Origin of the sequence: Pauljensenia sp. 27098_8_83, from assembly GCF_041432695.1 — a bacterium.
Lineage (GTDB): Bacteria > Actinomycetota > Actinomycetes > Actinomycetales > Actinomycetaceae > Pauljensenia.
Window position 1 is genome coordinate 30,671 of record NZ_JAPWAD010000014.1, and the last position, 15,296, is coordinate 45,966.

Here is a 15,296-nt window from a genome sequence, read left to right on the forward strand (position 1 = left end):
CTCACCTCTTGCGCAGTCGAACTTCGAAGGCGTCACGCAGGCCGTCGCCGATGAAGTTGAACGACAGGACCAGGAGGATGATGAGGACGCCCGGCGGGTAGAGCAGCCACCAATTGCCCGAGTAGACGTGCGACTGGCTGTTGGAGAGCATCGCTCCCCAGTCAGTGGCGGGAGGCTGCGCGCCCAGGCCGAGGAACGACAGGTAGGCGACGTAGAGGACGGCGTCTGCAACCTGGAAGGTCGCGTTGACGATGACGGTGCCGATCGTGTTGCGCACGATGTGCGTCCGAATCGCTCGGGGCATCGATCCGCCCATACCGCGCATCGCGACGACGTACTCGCGCGTGCGCAGGGAGAGGGCCTCGCCTCGAATCAATCGGGATGTGCCCAGCCAGGACAGTGCCGACATGATGATGATGAGGACCGGGACGGTCGGGGGGATCATCGTGGCGATCAGCATGAAGAGGAACAGGACGGGCACGGACATGAGTGCGTCAACGATACGCATCATGACCGCATCGATCCAGCCGCCCACGAAGCCGGCGATCGCACCGTAGAGGGTGCCGATCGTTGTCGCGAAGATGCCTGCGAAGAGGCCGACGATAATCGAGGTCTGGCCGCCCTTCATGAGGCGTCCGAGCTGGTCGTAGCCGACCATGTCGGTGCCGAGCGGGTGCTCCGCGGAGGGGGCCAGCGCTGAGTTCGCCAGGTCGGTGTGGACCTGGTCGGTCACATAGAACATGGGGCCGATGAACGAGAAGGCCATCAGGATGAGGATCAGGCACACGCCGAAGACGGCGAGCTTGTTTTCCATGAAGACCTGCAGGCCCTGAAGCTTCGTCGACTTCCGGGCGGTGCGCGCCTTCACGGGCGCGCTCACGGGTGCGGTTGCTGTGGTCATTTGGCACGTCCTGCCAGTCGGATGCGGGGATCAGCGAGGGCGTAGAGGAAGTCTGCCAGGAGCGCGCCGATGACGGTCGCGAAGGAGACGATCAGGGCGACGCCGAGGAGGATCGGGTAGTCGCGCCTGCCGGTCGCCTGGTAGTACAGGTAGCCCATGCCGTTGAAGTTGAAGAGCGTCTCGATGACCAGGGCACCACAGAACATCGCGGGGATGTACAAGCCGATCATCGTGATGACGGGGAACATGGCGTTGCGCAGGGTGTGGACAAAGACAACGCGGAACTCCGACAGGCCCTTCGCACGGGCGGTGCGCACGTACTGCTCGTTGAGGTTGTCCACCATGGAGGAGCGCACGTAGCGCGCGTAGGCGGCGATCGTTCCAATCGAGAGGGCGCACACGGGCAGAATCAGGTGATCCCACTGCTCCCACATGACCGCGAGATCCTCGCCTTGCGGCGCATCGTTGGGCAGGATGGGCCACACCTGGGAGAAGAGGACGATCAGCAGAAGGCCCGCGAAGAAGATGGGGGTCGAGTAGGCGAGCAGACACGCGATCGTGACCACGTAGTCGGGCGCTTTATTTCTTTTCACTGCTTGCCACACGCCGAGGGGAATCGCGACGATGAGGGCGAGGATGGTGGACAGGAGGGACAGGAAGATGGTGCGCGGCAGGCGGGCGGCCAGCAGGTCGTTCACGGACTGGTTGTGCTGGTAGGAGTATCCGAAGTCGCCGTGCGCAATTTTGTTCAGGTAGTTGACGTACTGCTCGGGGATCGGGCGATCGTATCCGTTCTCGTGGTCGAAGGCCGCGAGCTGTTCTTTGGTCGCATCCTTACCGAGGGCCGCTCGGGCTGCGCCGCCCGGCTGGGATTGGAGAAGGATGAAGGTGATGATGGTGACCAGGAAGACGACGATGACTGCCTGGCCGAGGCGTTTGAGGATGAATTGGATCATTGCGAACTCCACAGTAAGGGGGCAGGCGCCCGCATGTGCGGGTGCGGGCGCCTGCCCCATGAGGCGTCAAGGCGAAGGGTTACTTACCTTCGGTCGACCACGACCAATCCTCGGGCCAGGTGTCGCCGGTGGCGTCGATGTCGCCCAGGTTGAGCGTCTTCTTCACCGCGGTGATCTGGTAGTACGGGTTGGGCATCCACAGAACGGGGAGGTCCTCCGCGAGGTAGTCGTTGTATGCCTGGAGAGCGTCGGGCTCGGAGGAGCGGGTCGACTCTTCGATCAGCCTGTCGGCCTCGGGGTTGGAGTACTGGCCGAGGTTGACGGGAGCGTCAGTGGCGAAGAGGCGCTCGCCGGAGGCGTAGATCGGGAAGCCCCACGAGGTCTGGGAGCCGAAGAAGGACATGTCCCACGTGCAGGGGGTCTCGTCGTCGCATGCCTGCGAGGCGCCGACCGAGTCGGGAACCTCGTTCATGTCGATCTTGATGCCGACCTTACCGAACTGGGAAATGATCTCTTCGAACATCTGGTGCGTGGAGACGAAGCCCGACTGGGAGATGAGCTTGAAGTTCAGCGCGTCGCCGGCTGCGATGCCCTCACCGCACTGGCCCTCGCCGGTGCCGGGGTTCTCGCAGGTGCTGGCACCGTCGGGGTTGATCTTCCAGCCGTGGTCCTCGAGGAGCTTCTTGGCGTTGTCGGGATCGAACTTGTAGACGCAGCCCTCGGTGGTGCCGACCTTGTCAGCAGGCATGGGGACGGGGCCACAGGTCGGGGAAGCGGTGCCGGACCAGATCTTCTCAGACAGGGTCGGCTGGTCGATGAGCTCCTGCATGGCCTGGCGGATGTACTTCTGCTTGATGAACTTCGAGCCGGGGGCCTTGTCGTAGAAGTTCAGTGCCAGGTAGGTGATGGAGTTGCCGGGCCACAGGAAGACCTGGTAGCCCTTGTCCTCAACGGCCTTGCGCTGGTTGTACTGAGCGGCCGGGATGTAGCCGAAGTCGATGGCACCCGAGCGCACGGAGTTGAACTCCGCGTCGTCACCCGTGAAGGCCTTGTAGATCAGCTTGTCGATCTTGGGCTTGTCCTCGCCCCAGTAGTTCTCGTTGGGAACGAGCTCGAGGCCCTGGTCGGGGGTGAAGGAGGAGAGCTTCCAGGGGCCGTTCACCGTCTGCCACAGCGGGTTGGTGGCGTAGGAGGAGAGGTTCTTGGCCTCGCCCTGCAGGTAAGAGAAGACCTTCTGGGCGCCCTCGGGGGTGCGGTCGAGGTCGGAGACGGCCTCGTCGGCGCTGGACTTGTCCCAGGCGTGCTGGGGGAGGAGGGCAACCTTGTTGATCTGGTTGTCAATGAACCAGGCCGGCGCGAACTTATCCTCGGTGGTGATAGAGAAGGTGTGCTCGTCGACGATCTTCAGCTCGGCACCGTCGGGGAAGAAGCCCTTCTTGTAGGAGGCCCACTCGTCCTTGTTGTTGGTGACGAGGTTCCACCAGAACTCAACGTCGCGGGTGGTGACGGGGGTGCCGTCGGACCACTTGGCGTCGTCGCGCAGCTTGATGGTGAAGGTCTTACCGTCCTCGGAGACCTCGGGGACCGTGCCCAGGGACTTGGGCAGGTTGATCTTGTAGGGGGTGTCGGAGGTGGACTTGTAGGCGAAGAGGGGGCGGTACATCGCCTGGATGAACTGTCCGTTTTCGCCCTGGGTGTAGCCCTTGGCGGAGACCGGGAAGATCTAGTTCGGGGTGCGCGAGGCCATCGTGACCTCGTTCTTTCCGGTTTCCGAGGTGGCCGCGCGGTTGCTGCCACCACAGGCGGACAGGCCCAGAGTGGCGACCATTGCGAGCGCCGCTCCGGTGGCGATCCACCGCTTCTTACTGAGATTCATGACTGCTCCAAATCAACGTTGATCGGGGGACACTGACGGGAGTGGGCCCTGCCAGATGGCATACATCATATGACAGTTTGTCGGCCAATGTTGCTGCTATGACCAAAATTCGGAATGTTGCGAAAAAATAACGAAGAATTTTGGCGAAAGAAGTGCCACACTTTCTTCGATGGGGCATAATTGGGGTGTTCTCGACGATGAGCGCTGTGTAACGTTGAAGTTACCGCATATCTATGTGAAGGAGGTGTCATGGCCACGCATGACGTCGATGAGACCGTCCTGACGCTGATCGGATCCGGTCAGGCGGATACGCGTCCCGCAATTGTCAAGCAAACCGGCCTTGCACCGTCAACGATTTCGGCGGCCGTCTCCCGCCTCGTTGAGGCGGGCAAAGTTGCAGAAGCGGACGAGTCTGTTTCGACCGGCGGGCGCAGGGCGCGCCGACTCGTTACTTCTGACGGAGTCGGCGCTCTTGCTCTCGTGGAACTGGGAGCGCACCACGGCCTCGTCGCCCTGACGGACTCCGCGCGCGGAGTCGGCGTGGCGAGCAGTCTCCTTATCGACATCGCGGAAGGTCCCCAGGCGGTACTGGACGCTGTCATGGAGGAAGTGTTCCGCCAGGAAGAAGCTGCCGGCGTGCGGGTCGGCGGCATTGCCCTAGCGGTTCCCGGTCCCGTGGACGCGGATCGCTCGCGCGTCATCCGTCCCGCCCGAATGCCCGGATGGGACGGAATCAACGTCGCCGAGGCCGTGACGGAGCAGTGCGGTCTGCCCGCCCTCATCGAAAACGACGCCCGCGCGGGAGCCGTCGGCGAATCCGTCTACCGGCGTCGGCTGGAGGGCGTTGCCCCCATCGACACGCTCATCTATATCAAGGCAGGCTCCGCTATCGGTGGTGCCTACCTCGTGGAGGGCGTGCCCCAGGTGGGCCAGGGTGGGCTGGCCGGGGATATCTCGCACATCCCCGTTGAGGCCGCCTCTGGTCGCCCCTGCAAGTGCGGTAACGTCGGCTGCCTCGAAACAATCGCGTCCGCCGACTCGATCCGCGCGGACCTGGCCGCCGCAGGCCTTGTCTATGAGAACAACGCACAGCTTCTCGCCGCCGCACGCGACGGTATTCCCGAAGTTGCGACGGCCATCCGCCAGGCGGGAACCCTTCTGGGCCACAGCGTCGCCCACCTCGTGTCCTTCCTGGCACCTCAGGGAGTCATCGTCGGAGGGGCCCTCTCCGCCGTCGACGCCTTCACCGCGGGAGTGCGCGCCGCACTCCACCAATCCTGCCTCCCCTCGATCATGGAACACCTCGTGATCGAATCGTCCCGATCAGGGCGCGAAGCCGCGCTCTGGGGGCTCTCCACACTTACCCCCTCGAAGATCTCAAAGGAGAATCGCTCATGACCAAGCCCCGCATCGCGGTTGCCGGCATTCACATCGAATCCTCGACGTTCACCCCCTACATCTCGACTGCCGACGACTTCATCGTCACGCGTGGCGAGGAACTGATGGACCGCTTCTACTGGCGCGATGAGGACTGGGCCACCCAGATCGAGTGGATCCCCGTCCTGCACTCGCGCGCCCTGCCCGGCGGCGTCGTCGAGCGCGGCGCCTACGACGCCTGGAAGGCCGAAATCCTCGAAGGGCTCGCCGCTGCCGGTCCCCTCGACGGCCTCTTCTTCGACATCCACGGTGCCATGAGTGTCCAGGGCATGGACGATGCGGAAGGCGACCTTATCAACGCTATCCGCGATGTCATCGGCCCGGAGCCCATGGTCAGCGCCTCGATGGACCTGCACGGAAACGTCTCTCAGGACCTCTTCGACGGCTGCGACCTGCTCACCTGCTACCGCCTCGCACCCCACGAGGACGCCCTCGAGTCGCGCCGTCGCGCCGCCTACAACCTGGGCATGCGCCTCCTAAACGGGCAGCCCAAGCCCGTCAAGGCCCTCGTGCATGTCCCCGTCCTGCTGCCGGGTGAGAAGACCTCGACCCGCATCGAGCCCGCCAAGTCCCTGTACAAGATGATCGACCCCATCGAAGCGATGGATGGCATCCTGGATGCCGCGATCTGGATCGGCTTCGCGTGGGCGGACCAGCCGCGTTGCAAGGGCGCGGTCGTCGTGACCGGCGACGATGCGGAACTCGTCAAGGAGCAGGCCGAGCGTATTGGCCAGTACTTCTGGGATGTCCACGACCGCTTCGAGTTCGTCGCCCCCGTCGCCTCGATGGAAGAGTGCCTGGCCGCTGCCGAGGTGGGACCCAAGCCCTTCTTCATCTCTGACTCCGGCGACAACCCGGGTGCCGGCGGCGCCGACGACGTGACGGTTGCGCTCGCGGCCCTCCTCGCGTGGAAGCCCGTCCAGGAAGCGACGCTCGACGTCATCTACGCCTCGATCATCGACCCCGCCGCGGCCGCGGTCGCATGGGAGGCCGGCGTGGGTGCCGAGGTGGATCTCGAGGTCGGCGGACACATTGACACCCGCGAGCCCGGAACCCTGAGCGTGCACGCGACTGTCGAGGCCCTCGCCGACGACCCGATGGGCGGCCACACCGCGCTGCTGCGCACGGGTGGCCTGCGCTTCATCGTCACCACGAACCGCAACCAGTACACGATGTTCTGTCAGTTTGAGCTGCTCGGCGTGGACATCACGGCCGCCGACGTCGTCGTTGTCAAGATCGGTTACCTGGAGCCCGACTTGTACGAGACCCAGAAGGGCTGGCTCATGGCGCTGACTCCGGGTGGTGTCGATCAGGATCTCATCCGCCTCGGGCACCACAAGATCGACCGCCCGATGTTCCCCTTCGATCCCGACATGGCAGATCCTGATCTGCATGCACAGGTCGTCGAACCATGAGTGCCGTGAAGGATTCCCAGGGTCCGGTATTCGCCGGCATTGACATCGGCGGTACGTCCATCAAATGGATGATCGTCGACGAGGCGGGATCGATCCTCACGCAGGGCAACGAGCCCACCGATCGCGAGGCCGTGGCCGAGCAGGTGGGGCGCATCGGTGCTCGGCTTGCCAGCGACTACCCGGGACTGGTCGGCTTCGGCCTGATCTGCCCCGGCCTCGTCGACGAGGAGAGTGGGACCGTCGTGTATGCGGCCAACCTGGAGCTGCGCGGCGTCCAGTTGGCCCGCGCGGTCGAGGAAGCCACGGGAGTGCCCGCCGCGCTCATGCACGACGGGCGCGCCGCCGGCCTGGCCGAGGGGCTTCTCGGCGCGGGCCGTGGGGCCTCCTCCTTCCTGATGATGCCCATCGGCACCGGTATCTCCGTGGCCCTCATGCTGGGCGATAGCCTGTGGAGTGGCGCGACGTTCAGCGCCGGAGAAGTCGGGCACGCCCCCGTCTTCCCGGGCGGTGAGTCCTGCCGCTGCGGTTCGCGCGGGTGCCTGGAGGTCTATGCCTCGGCGAAGGGGATTGCCCGACGCTATGAGCAGGCGACCGGCGAGAATATCGGCGCGAAGGCTGTCGAGGCCGGCATCGGCACCGACCCGGTCGCGACCGAGGTGTGGAACACGGCCGTGCGCGCCCTCGCCCTCTCGCTGACCCACATGACGCTCACCATCGACGTTGAGCGCATCATCATCGGCGGCGGCCTGTCGCACGCGGGCGAGCATCTGCTGGCGCCGCTGCGCGAGGAATTTGCCTCGATGCTGACATTCCGTGACGCCCCCGAGATCGTCCGCGCTTCCCTCGGGGGAGCGGGCGGCCGTTGGGGTGCGGCGATCCTGGCCGCCCGCGTGGGCGGCTCGACGTGCTACGAAAGGTGGCAGCCGTGACCGTTGTTGAGATTTGCGTGGAAGATGCGCTCGGCGTGCGCCGTGCACGCGACGGGGGAGCGGATCGCATCGAGATCTGCACCGACCTGTCGTGCGGCGGCTTGACTCCCGCTTTCGACGAGGTGGCGGCCGCCCTCGCGGTGGCGCCCGCTGGCGGCGTTCAGGTGCTTGTGCGCCCGCGCCCCGGGGACTTCGTCCATTCTCGCGAGGAGGTCGACCGTATCGCCTCGGATATCGTGACCCTGGCGGCGATCGGTCGCGGAGCGCCCGTGACCCTCGGCTTCGTCGTCGGCATCATCACGCGCGATGGGCAGATCGACGTGGATGCGGCCGCCCGCCTGCGCGACGTGGCCGAGGATGCGCCGCTGACCTTCCACCGCGGCTTCGACCAGGTCGTGGACCAGGATCGTGGGCTCGACGTGCTCATGGAGCTCGGCTACGACCGAGTGCTGACGACGGGCGGCGATCCGGCGGTCGCGCAGCCGGAGGCTCTCGCCCGGCTGGTTGAGCGCGGGGGAGACGACATCATCATCTTGGTGTCGGGCGGTCTGCGTGCCCACAACGTCGCCGAGGTCGTGGCAGCCTCGGGTGCTCGCGAGGTCCACATGCGTGCGCCGGGGACCTCCGGGACCTATCAGGCGGAGGTCGAGCGAATCGTCGCTGCGCTGCACGGATAACCCAGCTCACACATTTCTGAAAAATCATCGCTGATTCGTCTGACAAATCGACGTCGACAGTGTAAGGTTAAACACATGAGAATTGGAATTTTCAACGACGAAGATCAGATCGCATCCCTCGCAGCGGACCGCATCCTCGAGGTCTACCGCGCTAAGCCGAACTTTGTGCTCGGCCTGGCCACCGGTTCCTCGCCGCTGAAGCTCTACGCAGAGCTCGTGCGCCGCTACGAGGCCGGTCAGATCTCCTTTGCCCAGGTTCGCTCCTACAACCTCGACGAGTACGTGGGCCTGCCCCGCGATCACTACGAGGGCTACGCGAACTTCATCCACCGCAACCTCGTCGACCTCGTCGACATGCCCGAGGGTGCGGCACACGGCCCCGACGGCTGGTGCGATGACCTCGAGGCCGGCGCTGCCGCCTACGACGAGGCCATCAAGGCCGACGGTGGCATCGACATCCAGGTCCTCGGCATCGGAAGCGATGGCCACATCGGCTTCAACGAGCCCGGCGGCACCCTCGCCTCGCGCACCCACGTGGGCGTCCTGACCGAGCAGACCCGCCGCGACAACGCACGCTTCTTCGATGGCGACATCGACCAGGTCCCCACGCACTGCGTGACCCAGGGCCTGGGCACGATCATGGACTCGCGCGCCCACATCTTCATCGCCACCGGCGAGGGCAAGGCCGACGCGGTCAAGGCCATGATCGAGGGCGGTGTGACCCAGCGCTGGCCCGCGTCCATCCTCCAGCACCACCCCGACGTCACCGTGCTCCTCGACGAGGCCGCCGCCTCCAAGCTCGAGCTCGCAGACTTCTACAAGGAGGTCTGGGAGAAGGAACACCTGTGAGATAGGTTCCCCATCCGACCGTGCCCCGGCCTCGTGAATGCGAGGTCGGGGCCTTATTGTGAGCGTCGCTTCTTCGCTCCCGGCGCACGCGTGCCACCCGTTGGAAGCATCCCCAGGCACGTACAATAGGAACCATGCGTAATGCCCTCGACGAACCTACCGGCCCCTCCGGTCCCTCCACCGCGTCCTCGACCGGTCTGCTGGAGCGTACCGAGACCCGCAAGGAGCGCACGGACGGGGACGGCGATCGTTTCGCCCACTTCGTGCGCAAGGACAAGGCGAACTCCTCCATGGTGACGGGCCAGCCCGTCGTCGCCCTGTGTGGCAAGGTGTGGATCCCCACCCGTGACGCCTCGCAGTACCCGGTGTGCCCTACCTGCAGGGAGCTGCGTGACTCGATGGGTAAGAACGGGCGTCACTGGCCCTTCTCGGACGGAGGAAAGGGCTCCGACAAGTGAGCGAGACAACCCGGCGCGCACCCGTTGGCAGGCTGCGCGCCTGGCAGGCCGCTGCCCTGGATCGCTACATGGCTGCCTCCCCGCGCGACTTCCTGGCGGTCGCGACCCCGGGTGCAGGTAAGACGACCTTCGCCCTGACCCTTGCGACCGAGCTGATTGCGCGCGGCGTCGTCGACAAGCTGACCGTCGTGTGCCCCACCGAGCACCTCAAGGGGCAGTGGGCCTCGAGCGCGGCGCGCTTTGGCATCCACATCGACCCTGACTTCACGAACTCTCAGGGCGTGGCCGGCTCGCACTTCGACGGCGTGGCCGTCACCTACGCGCAGATCGGCTCCAACCCGGCCGTCCACGCGGCGCGCACCCGCGCCTACCGCACCCTCGTCATCCTCGACGAGATCCACCACGCCGGCGACTCCCTGTCCTGGGGCGACGGCGTGCGCGAGGCCTTCACGGACGCGACGCGCCGCCTGGCCCTGACGGGCACGCCCTTCCGCTCCGACACCTCTCCGATCCCCTTCGTCACCTACGAGGAGGACGAGGAGGGCATCCGTCGCTCGCGCGCGGACTACACCTACGGCTACGGTGACGCCCTCAAGGACGGCGTCGTGCGCCCGGTTCTATTCATGTCCTACTCGGGGCAGATGGCCTGGCGTACCAACGCCGGCGACGAGGTGAGCGCCCGCCTGGGCGAGCCCCTCACCAAGGACATGATGAAGCAGGCCTGGCGCACCGCGCTGGACCCCAAGGGCGAGTGGATCCCCGCCGTCCTGCGCGCTGCCGACCTGCGCCTCGAGGAGGTGCGCCGAGCCGTGCCGGACGCGGGCGGCCTCGTTATCGCCTCGAACCAGGAGCACGCGCGCGCCTACGCCCGCCACCTGCGCCTCATCACCGGCAAGGCCCCAACGATCGTCCTGTCCGACGACGCGGACGCCTCCGACCGCATTTCCGAGTTTGCGGACTCCGCCGACAGGTGGATGGTCGCCGTGCGCATGGTGTCCGAGGGCGTTGACGTTCCGCGCCTGGCTGTCGGCGTCTACGCCACGAATGCATCCACGCCCCTGTTTTTCGCCCAGGCGATCGGTCGCTACGTGCGAGCGCGCCGCCGCGGCGAGACGGCCACCGTCTTCATTCCATCCGTCGTACCCCTGTTGACCCTCGCCGGTGGCATGGAGATCGAGCGCGACCACGCGCTGGATCGCCCCAAGCGCGAGGAAGCCAGCGAAGACGACATGTGGAACCCCGAGGATGCCCTCGTCGCTGCCGCGAACCGCGAGGACAAGGCGTCCTCCGACCTGCTCTCCCAGTTCGAGGTCCTGGGCGCGGATGCCGAGTTCGACGGTGTCCTCTTCGACGGTGCCGCATGGGGCGCTGGTGCCGAGGTTGGATCCGAGGAAGAGCAGGAATACCTGGGTATTCCCGGCCTGCTGGACGCCGACCAGGTGACGACCCTGCTGCGCGCTCGCCAGGCCGACCAGGTTGCCGCCCAGAAGAAGAACCGCGCCGCCCAGAAAATGCGCGAGGAGAACGCCGGCATCCCGGCTCACAAGCTGCGTGCCGCCAAGCGCAAGGAACTCCAGCACCTGGTCTCCACGTGGTCGCGTCGATCCGGTGAGACCCACGCGACCATCCACTCGCGCCTGCGCTCGCGCTGCGGCGGCCCCGAGGTCGCCCAGGCCACGACCGAGCAGATTGAGGCGCGTATCGCCCTGCTGCGCGAGTGGTTCGTTGGCCGCCACTGACGCGCGGCCGCGTCGCACTCGGCGCACACTGACATATCACGAGGCCCCGGCCTCGTCCCTCGCAGCGAAGGACGAGGCCGGGGCCTGGCCGCAGTGTGTGAAGCGGTCAGTCGACCTTCTCGTAGCGCGTGGGGATCGCAGCCTCGCCCTCGGAGAGGCGCCACGCCTGGTAGGGCAGCTCGTTGCGGGCGCGCAGGTGGTGCTCCTGGGCACGGGACAGCGCCTCGGAACCCCATGCGGCGGCGTCGATCTGGCCGCCGCGAACCAGCTGGACCTGCAGCGGGCGGGCGCCACGCTCGGCGAGGAGGGCCTGGCCCTCTTCGAAGGAGGTGCCGACGAGCAGGAGCTCCTCGGTCGCGTAGCCGTCCTCGCCCAGGACGCGGCCGGCGACCTTGCGCCCGCCGACCGTGGACTTCGACTCGGCCTTCTTGGCGACGAGAACGGTCTCGCCGTTGGAATCCTCGCGCTGGACGACCTTGTAGACCAGGGCAGCCGTCGGCACACCCGAGCCCGTCACCAGCTTGGTACCCACGCCGTAGGAGTCCACGGGGGCCGCGCCCAGGGCGGCGATCGCGTACTCGTCCAGGTCGGAGGTCACCGTGATCTTCGTGGTCGTCGCGCCCATCGCGTCGAGCTGACCGCGCACCTTGAACGCCTGGGCGACCAGGTCGCCCGAGTCCAGACGCACCGCGCCCAGCTCGCCGCCCGCAGCGCGCGCGGCCTCGACGGCGTTAATGACACCCTGCGTGATGTCATAGGTGTCCACGAGCAAAGTCGTGCCCGCGCCCAGCTTGGCGACCTGGGAATCGAAGGCATCGCGCTCGGTGTCGTGCAGGAGCGTGAAAGCGTGGGCGGCCGTGCCGATGCAGCGGATCCCGTAGCGCTTCGCAGCCTCGAGGTCGGAAGTGCCCTGGAAACCACCGATGATGGCGGCGCGAGCGGCGGAGACCGCAGCGCGCTCGTGGGCGCGGCGCGCACCCATGTCCATGCAGGGGCGGCCGTGGGCCGCGATTGTCATACGCGAGGCAGCCGAGGCAACCGCGCAGTCGTGGTTGAGGACCGACAGGAGCAGCGTCTCCAGGAGGGTGCAGTCCGCGAAGGTGCCCTCGACGGTGAGCAGAGGAGAACCAGAGAAGTAGCACTCGCCCTCGGCGTAGCCCCAGATGTCGCCCGTGAAACGCCACGAGGACAGGAACTGCGCGGCTTCCTCGGAGATGATCCCCTGGTCGCGCAGCCAATCGATCTGCTCAGCGTCAAACTCGAAGCGTTCCAGGGCCTCGAGAATGCGACCGGTCCCGGCCACGACGCCGAAGCGACGCGTTGCCGGAAGGCGGCGGCCAAACAGCTCAAACGTGCAGCGACGATGCGCGGTGCCATCCTTGAGGGCGGCGTCGAGCATCGTGAGCTCGTACATATCAGTCAGCAATGAAGTGGATGTCGATGCAGGCATACTGTGAGCCTACCCTGAGAAGCGTGTCACCGCGGTGCGATTTCGCTTCCCAGACACATCCTTTCACCGTACTGTTGGCATATGACAACGATCCTCCAGCCAGCGTCCCGCGCGCAGGAAGCACCCACTGCGGTGCCGCGCTGGCGTGCCGTCGTGTGGGACGATCCCGTCAATCTCATGAGCTACGTGAGCGCCGTTTTTCGGCAATATTTCGGCTATTCCGCACTTCGCGCGGAGGAATTGATGATGGCCGTCCATACGCGCGGGCGCGCCACCGTCTCCACGGGAGTGCGCGAACGTATCGAGGCCGACGTCATGGCGATGCACTCCTATGGGCTGCGCGCCACCATTGAAGAGGACAGAGACTAAAAGATGGAAGGTTTCGCTCCTCGAGACGGCGGCTTCGCTTCGTCGATGAGTAGCGGCGAAGCGCTTCTCCTGCGCCAGCTGGCCACCGAGGTCCTCGTCGTCCTCGACGACCCGGGCGACTTCGGTGTGACCTCGTCGATGCTCAGCGCATTCACGGAAACCGAACAGCGCCGGGAGGCTCCGCGCGAGCGCACGCTGCGCATGCTGCTCCCCTCCATGAGTGAGGACGGGGACGATGCTGCCCGGATGCGTGCCCTCACCGAGGACCTCCTGCGCAGCGAGAAGTCGGTCCGGCTGCGCTCAATCGTCAGCGATCTTGACCACATCGTTCACGGGGAGACGAACACCCTCGTTGTGCGGCCCGGCGACGTGTGGTCGTGGCTGGGTGCCCTCAACGACATTCGGCTCGGCTTGGCGGGTGAACTGGACCTATCCGATGAAAGCGACGCGCAGCGGATCGAAGAGCTGGCGATGCGCGAGCCGACGGGGGAGCGCTCACAGACTGTTGCTGCGATCTATATGCTCGTCACATGGTGGCAGGACTCACTTCTTGAAGCCGTCAATAATTCCCAGTAACGCATAAAGTCGGATATATGAATAACGCCCCGATCGGAATTTTCGACTCGGGCCTAGGTGGGCTGACGGTGGCGCGCGCAGTCATCGATAAACTGCCCGACGAAGAGATCATCTACCTGGGCGACACCGAGCACACGCCCTACGGCCCTCGCGCTATCGCGCAGGTGCGCTCGCTGACGCTCTCCGCTCTCGACGAGCTGGCCTCGCGCGGCGTGAAGGCCCTTGTCATTGCCTGCAACACTGCGACAGCGGCAGCGCTCGCGGACGCTCGCGAACGCTACTGGATCGACGCCGGCATCCCCGTCATTGAGGTCATTACTCCGGCCGCCCGACAGAGCGTCATCGCGACGCGCAACCACCATGTCGGTGTCATCGGAACGAAGGCGACCATCCAGTCCGAGGCCTACCTGCGTGCGCTCGCGGCGGTCCCCGGGCTGACGGTGAGCCAGCAAGCGTGCCCCGCTTTCGTCGACTTCGTCGAGGCCGGGGTGACCACGGGCGAAGAAATCGAGTCCGTGGCGCGCGAGTACCTCACCCCGCTGAAGGAGGCGGGCGTGGATACGCTGATCCTCGGCTGCACGCACTACCCGCTTCTCACCGGCGTGATCGGACGCGTCATGGGTGAGGGCGTCACCCTGGTCACCTCCTCGGAGGCGACTGCGAACGTGACCTACAACGAGCTGGTGGACCGGGGGCTTTTGCATGACCCGTGGCCCGCTGGGCAGGGGCCGCAGCATCAGTTCCTGGCCACGGGCGCGTCCGACGCCTTCCCGCGCCTGGCCAGGCGCTTCCTCGGGCCCGAGGTGGGGTCCGTCGTTCGCGTGAGCACCGGCGGTGGTATCGCGTGAAGCTGACCGTCATCGGTGCGACAGGCTCGATGTCGGGGCCCGAGTCCCCCGCATCCTCCTACCTCATTCAAGCGCGCGGCATCGACCCCCAATCGGGCGGGGAACGCGTGTTTTCGCTCGTGTGCGACCTGGGACCTGGTTCTTTTGGGGCGCTGTGGACGCACGTGTGCCCGTGCGAGCTTGACGCCCTGGTACTGTCTCACTGCCACGCCGACCACATGGGTGACATCATCTCGCTGCAGGTCTACCGCAAGTGGGGTCCCGGCTCCTGCGCCCTCCGGCCAGTGTCGCTGTTTGGTCCCGAGGAGACGATTCGTCGCGTCCGTCAGATCGAGGGTGCGGCCGATGATGAGAGCTATGAGGCTGAGTTCGCCTTCACCCACATGCAGCTGGGTGAATCGTATGCTGTGGGGCCCATGACGATTCGTCCGTTCCGTGCCCTGCATCCGGTCGAGGCTTTCGGCCTGCGCATCGAGGGGCCTGCCGAGGACGATCCGTCCCGCCGTGTGTCCCTGTTCTACACGGGTGATACCGACCTGTGCGACACGATCATCGAGGGGGCGCGCGGTGTCGACGTGCTCCTCAGTGAGGTTGGCTTTACGAGCGACGAAACTGAGCCGGACATGCACATGGATGGTCTGCGCGCGGGAACTCTCGCGACGAGGGCTGCGGTGGAGCGCATGATCGCCACCCATATTCAGCCGTGGACGCCTCGTGAGCGGGTTGCATCGGAGATTCGCCAGGCATGGCAGGGGCCCCTCGAATTCGCGACGTCCGGCATGGAGGTCAGCCTCTGAGCAGTCCTTCGCCCCGTCG

The 15,296-nt window shown here is 65.9% G+C and carries 16 protein-coding genes; 11 read left to right on the forward strand and 5 right to left on the reverse strand.

The window, feature by feature from the left end:
• Nucleotide 1: 1 nt before the first annotated feature.
• The 4 genes from O3656_RS06470 to O3656_RS06485 form a co-directional block, all read right to left on the reverse strand.
• On the reverse strand, nt 2-901 hold the full coding sequence (locus O3656_RS06470; protein WP_500063167.1) for an ABC transporter permease: 900 nt from the start codon (nt 899-901) through the stop codon (nt 2-4).
• Nucleotides 898-1,857 carry an ABC transporter permease gene (locus O3656_RS06475; RefSeq protein ID WP_500063168.1) on the reverse strand — a complete coding sequence of 320 codons (960 nt, stop codon included), beginning with the start codon at nt 1,855-1,857 and terminating at the stop codon, nt 898-900. Before O3656_RS06475 ends, O3656_RS06470 begins: the two co-directional genes overlap by 4 nt.
• A 79-nt stretch (nt 1,858-1,936) precedes the next feature.
• Nucleotides 1,937-3,580, reverse strand: coding sequence for a peptide ABC transporter substrate-binding protein (locus O3656_RS06480; RefSeq protein WP_500063191.1), 1,644 nt, complete (start codon nt 3,578-3,580; stop codon nt 1,937-1,939).
• Nucleotides 3,581-3,733, reverse strand: a complete 153-nt coding sequence (locus O3656_RS06485) for a hypothetical protein (protein WP_500063169.1) — start codon at nt 3,731-3,733, stop codon at nt 3,581-3,583.
• 249 nt (nt 3,734-3,982) lie between these two features.
• On the opposite strand from O3656_RS06485, the gene O3656_RS06490 reads away from it, so the two are divergent.
• The 7 genes from O3656_RS06490 (at nt 3,983) to O3656_RS06520 (ending at nt 11,237) form a co-directional block, all read left to right on the forward strand.
• Nucleotides 3,983-5,131 carry an ROK family protein gene (locus O3656_RS06490; protein WP_500063170.1) on the forward strand — a complete coding sequence of 383 codons (1,149 nt, stop codon included), beginning with the start codon at nt 3,983-3,985 and terminating at the stop codon, nt 5,129-5,131.
• Entirely contained in the window at nt 5,128-6,585 is a 1,458-nt protein-coding gene (locus O3656_RS06495) for a M81 family metallopeptidase (protein ID WP_500063171.1), read from the forward strand. Before O3656_RS06490 ends, O3656_RS06495 begins: the two co-directional genes overlap by 4 nt.
• Entirely contained in the window at nt 6,582-7,514 is a 933-nt protein-coding gene (locus tag O3656_RS06500) for an ROK family protein (RefSeq protein WP_500063172.1), read from the forward strand. The genes O3656_RS06495 and O3656_RS06500 overlap by 4 nt, the downstream gene beginning before the upstream one ends.
• Nucleotides 7,511-8,191, forward strand: a complete 681-nt coding sequence (locus O3656_RS06505; RefSeq protein ID WP_500063173.1) for a copper homeostasis protein CutC — start codon at nt 7,511-7,513, stop codon at nt 8,189-8,191. Before O3656_RS06500 ends, O3656_RS06505 begins: the two co-directional genes overlap by 4 nt.
• A 75-nt stretch (nt 8,192-8,266) precedes the next feature.
• Nucleotides 8,267-9,040: a glucosamine-6-phosphate deaminase gene (gene nagB / locus O3656_RS06510; RefSeq protein ID WP_007590223.1), complete on the forward strand. Its 774-nt coding sequence runs from the start codon at nt 8,267-8,269 to the stop codon at nt 9,038-9,040.
• Between the two features lie 134 nt (nt 9,041-9,174).
• Nucleotides 9,175-9,498 carry a DUF3039 domain-containing protein gene (locus tag O3656_RS06515; RefSeq protein ID WP_500063174.1) on the forward strand — a complete coding sequence of 108 codons (324 nt, stop codon included), beginning with the start codon at nt 9,175-9,177 and terminating at the stop codon, nt 9,496-9,498.
• The gene (locus tag O3656_RS06520; protein ID WP_500063175.1) at nt 9,495-11,237 is read left to right on the forward strand and encodes a DEAD/DEAH box helicase; all 1,743 of its coding nucleotides are present in this window, start codon (nt 9,495-9,497) and stop codon (nt 11,235-11,237) included. Before O3656_RS06515 ends, O3656_RS06520 begins: the two co-directional genes overlap by 4 nt.
• A gap of 106 nt (nt 11,238-11,343) precedes the next feature.
• Here the strand turns inward: O3656_RS06520 and O3656_RS06525 are convergent, their stop codons facing one another.
• Nucleotides 11,344-12,687: a nicotinate phosphoribosyltransferase gene (locus tag O3656_RS06525; protein ID WP_500063176.1), complete on the reverse strand. Its 1,344-nt coding sequence runs from the start codon at nt 12,685-12,687 to the stop codon at nt 11,344-11,346.
• Between the two features lie 81 nt (nt 12,688-12,768).
• Here O3656_RS06525 and clpS point away from each other — a divergent pair, with 81 nt between their 5' ends.
• The 4 genes from clpS to O3656_RS06545 are packed head-to-tail and all read left to right on the forward strand — an operon-like array spanning nt 12,769 to nt 15,277.
• Nucleotides 12,769-13,056, forward strand: coding sequence for an ATP-dependent Clp protease adapter ClpS (gene clpS / locus O3656_RS06530; protein WP_500063177.1), 288 nt, complete (start codon nt 12,769-12,771; stop codon nt 13,054-13,056).
• A gap of 3 nt (nt 13,057-13,059) precedes the next feature.
• Nucleotides 13,060-13,632, forward strand: a complete 573-nt coding sequence (locus O3656_RS06535) for a DUF2017 family protein (protein WP_500063178.1) — start codon at nt 13,060-13,062, stop codon at nt 13,630-13,632.
• Between the two features lie 17 nt (nt 13,633-13,649).
• Nucleotides 13,650-14,480, forward strand: coding sequence for a glutamate racemase (gene murI, locus O3656_RS06540; protein WP_500063179.1), 831 nt, complete (start codon nt 13,650-13,652; stop codon nt 14,478-14,480).
• Nucleotides 14,477-15,277: an MBL fold metallo-hydrolase gene (locus O3656_RS06545; protein WP_500063180.1), complete on the forward strand. Its 801-nt coding sequence runs from the start codon at nt 14,477-14,479 to the stop codon at nt 15,275-15,277. Before murI ends, O3656_RS06545 begins: the two co-directional genes overlap by 4 nt.
• The last annotated feature ends 19 nt before the right edge of the window (nt 15,278-15,296 follow it).

Bases quoted from the DNA above. Each gene is read 5' to 3' on its own strand.
- O3656_RS06470 (WP_500063167.1), bottom strand. From the start codon at position 901: ATGACCACAGCAACCGCACCCGTGAGCGCGCCCGTGAAGGCGCGCACC.
- O3656_RS06475 (WP_500063168.1), bottom strand. From the start codon at position 1,857: ATGATCCAATTCATCCTCAAACGCCTCGGCCAGGCAGTCATCGTCGTC.
- O3656_RS06485 (WP_500063169.1), bottom strand. From the start codon at position 3,733: ATGAATCTCAGTAAGAAGCGGTGGATCGCCACCGGAGCGGCGCTCGCA.
- O3656_RS06490 (WP_500063170.1), top strand. From the start codon at position 3,983: ATGGCCACGCATGACGTCGATGAGACCGTCCTGACGCTGATCGGATCC.
- O3656_RS06495 (WP_500063171.1), top strand. From the start codon at position 5,128: ATGACCAAGCCCCGCATCGCGGTTGCCGGCATTCACATCGAATCCTCG.
- O3656_RS06500 (WP_500063172.1), top strand. From the start codon at position 6,582: ATGAGTGCCGTGAAGGATTCCCAGGGTCCGGTATTCGCCGGCATTGAC.
- nagB (WP_007590223.1), top strand. From the start codon at position 8,267: ATGAGAATTGGAATTTTCAACGACGAAGATCAGATCGCATCCCTCGCA.
- O3656_RS06515 (WP_500063174.1), top strand. From the start codon at position 9,175: ATGCGTAATGCCCTCGACGAACCTACCGGCCCCTCCGGTCCCTCCACC.
- O3656_RS06525 (WP_500063176.1), bottom strand. From the start codon at position 12,687: ATGCCTGCATCGACATCCACTTCATTGCTGACTGATATGTACGAGCTC.
- clpS (WP_500063177.1), top strand. From the start codon at position 12,769: ATGACAACGATCCTCCAGCCAGCGTCCCGCGCGCAGGAAGCACCCACT.
- O3656_RS06535 (WP_500063178.1), top strand. From the start codon at position 13,060: ATGGAAGGTTTCGCTCCTCGAGACGGCGGCTTCGCTTCGTCGATGAGT.
- murI (WP_500063179.1), top strand. From the start codon at position 13,650: ATGAATAACGCCCCGATCGGAATTTTCGACTCGGGCCTAGGTGGGCTG.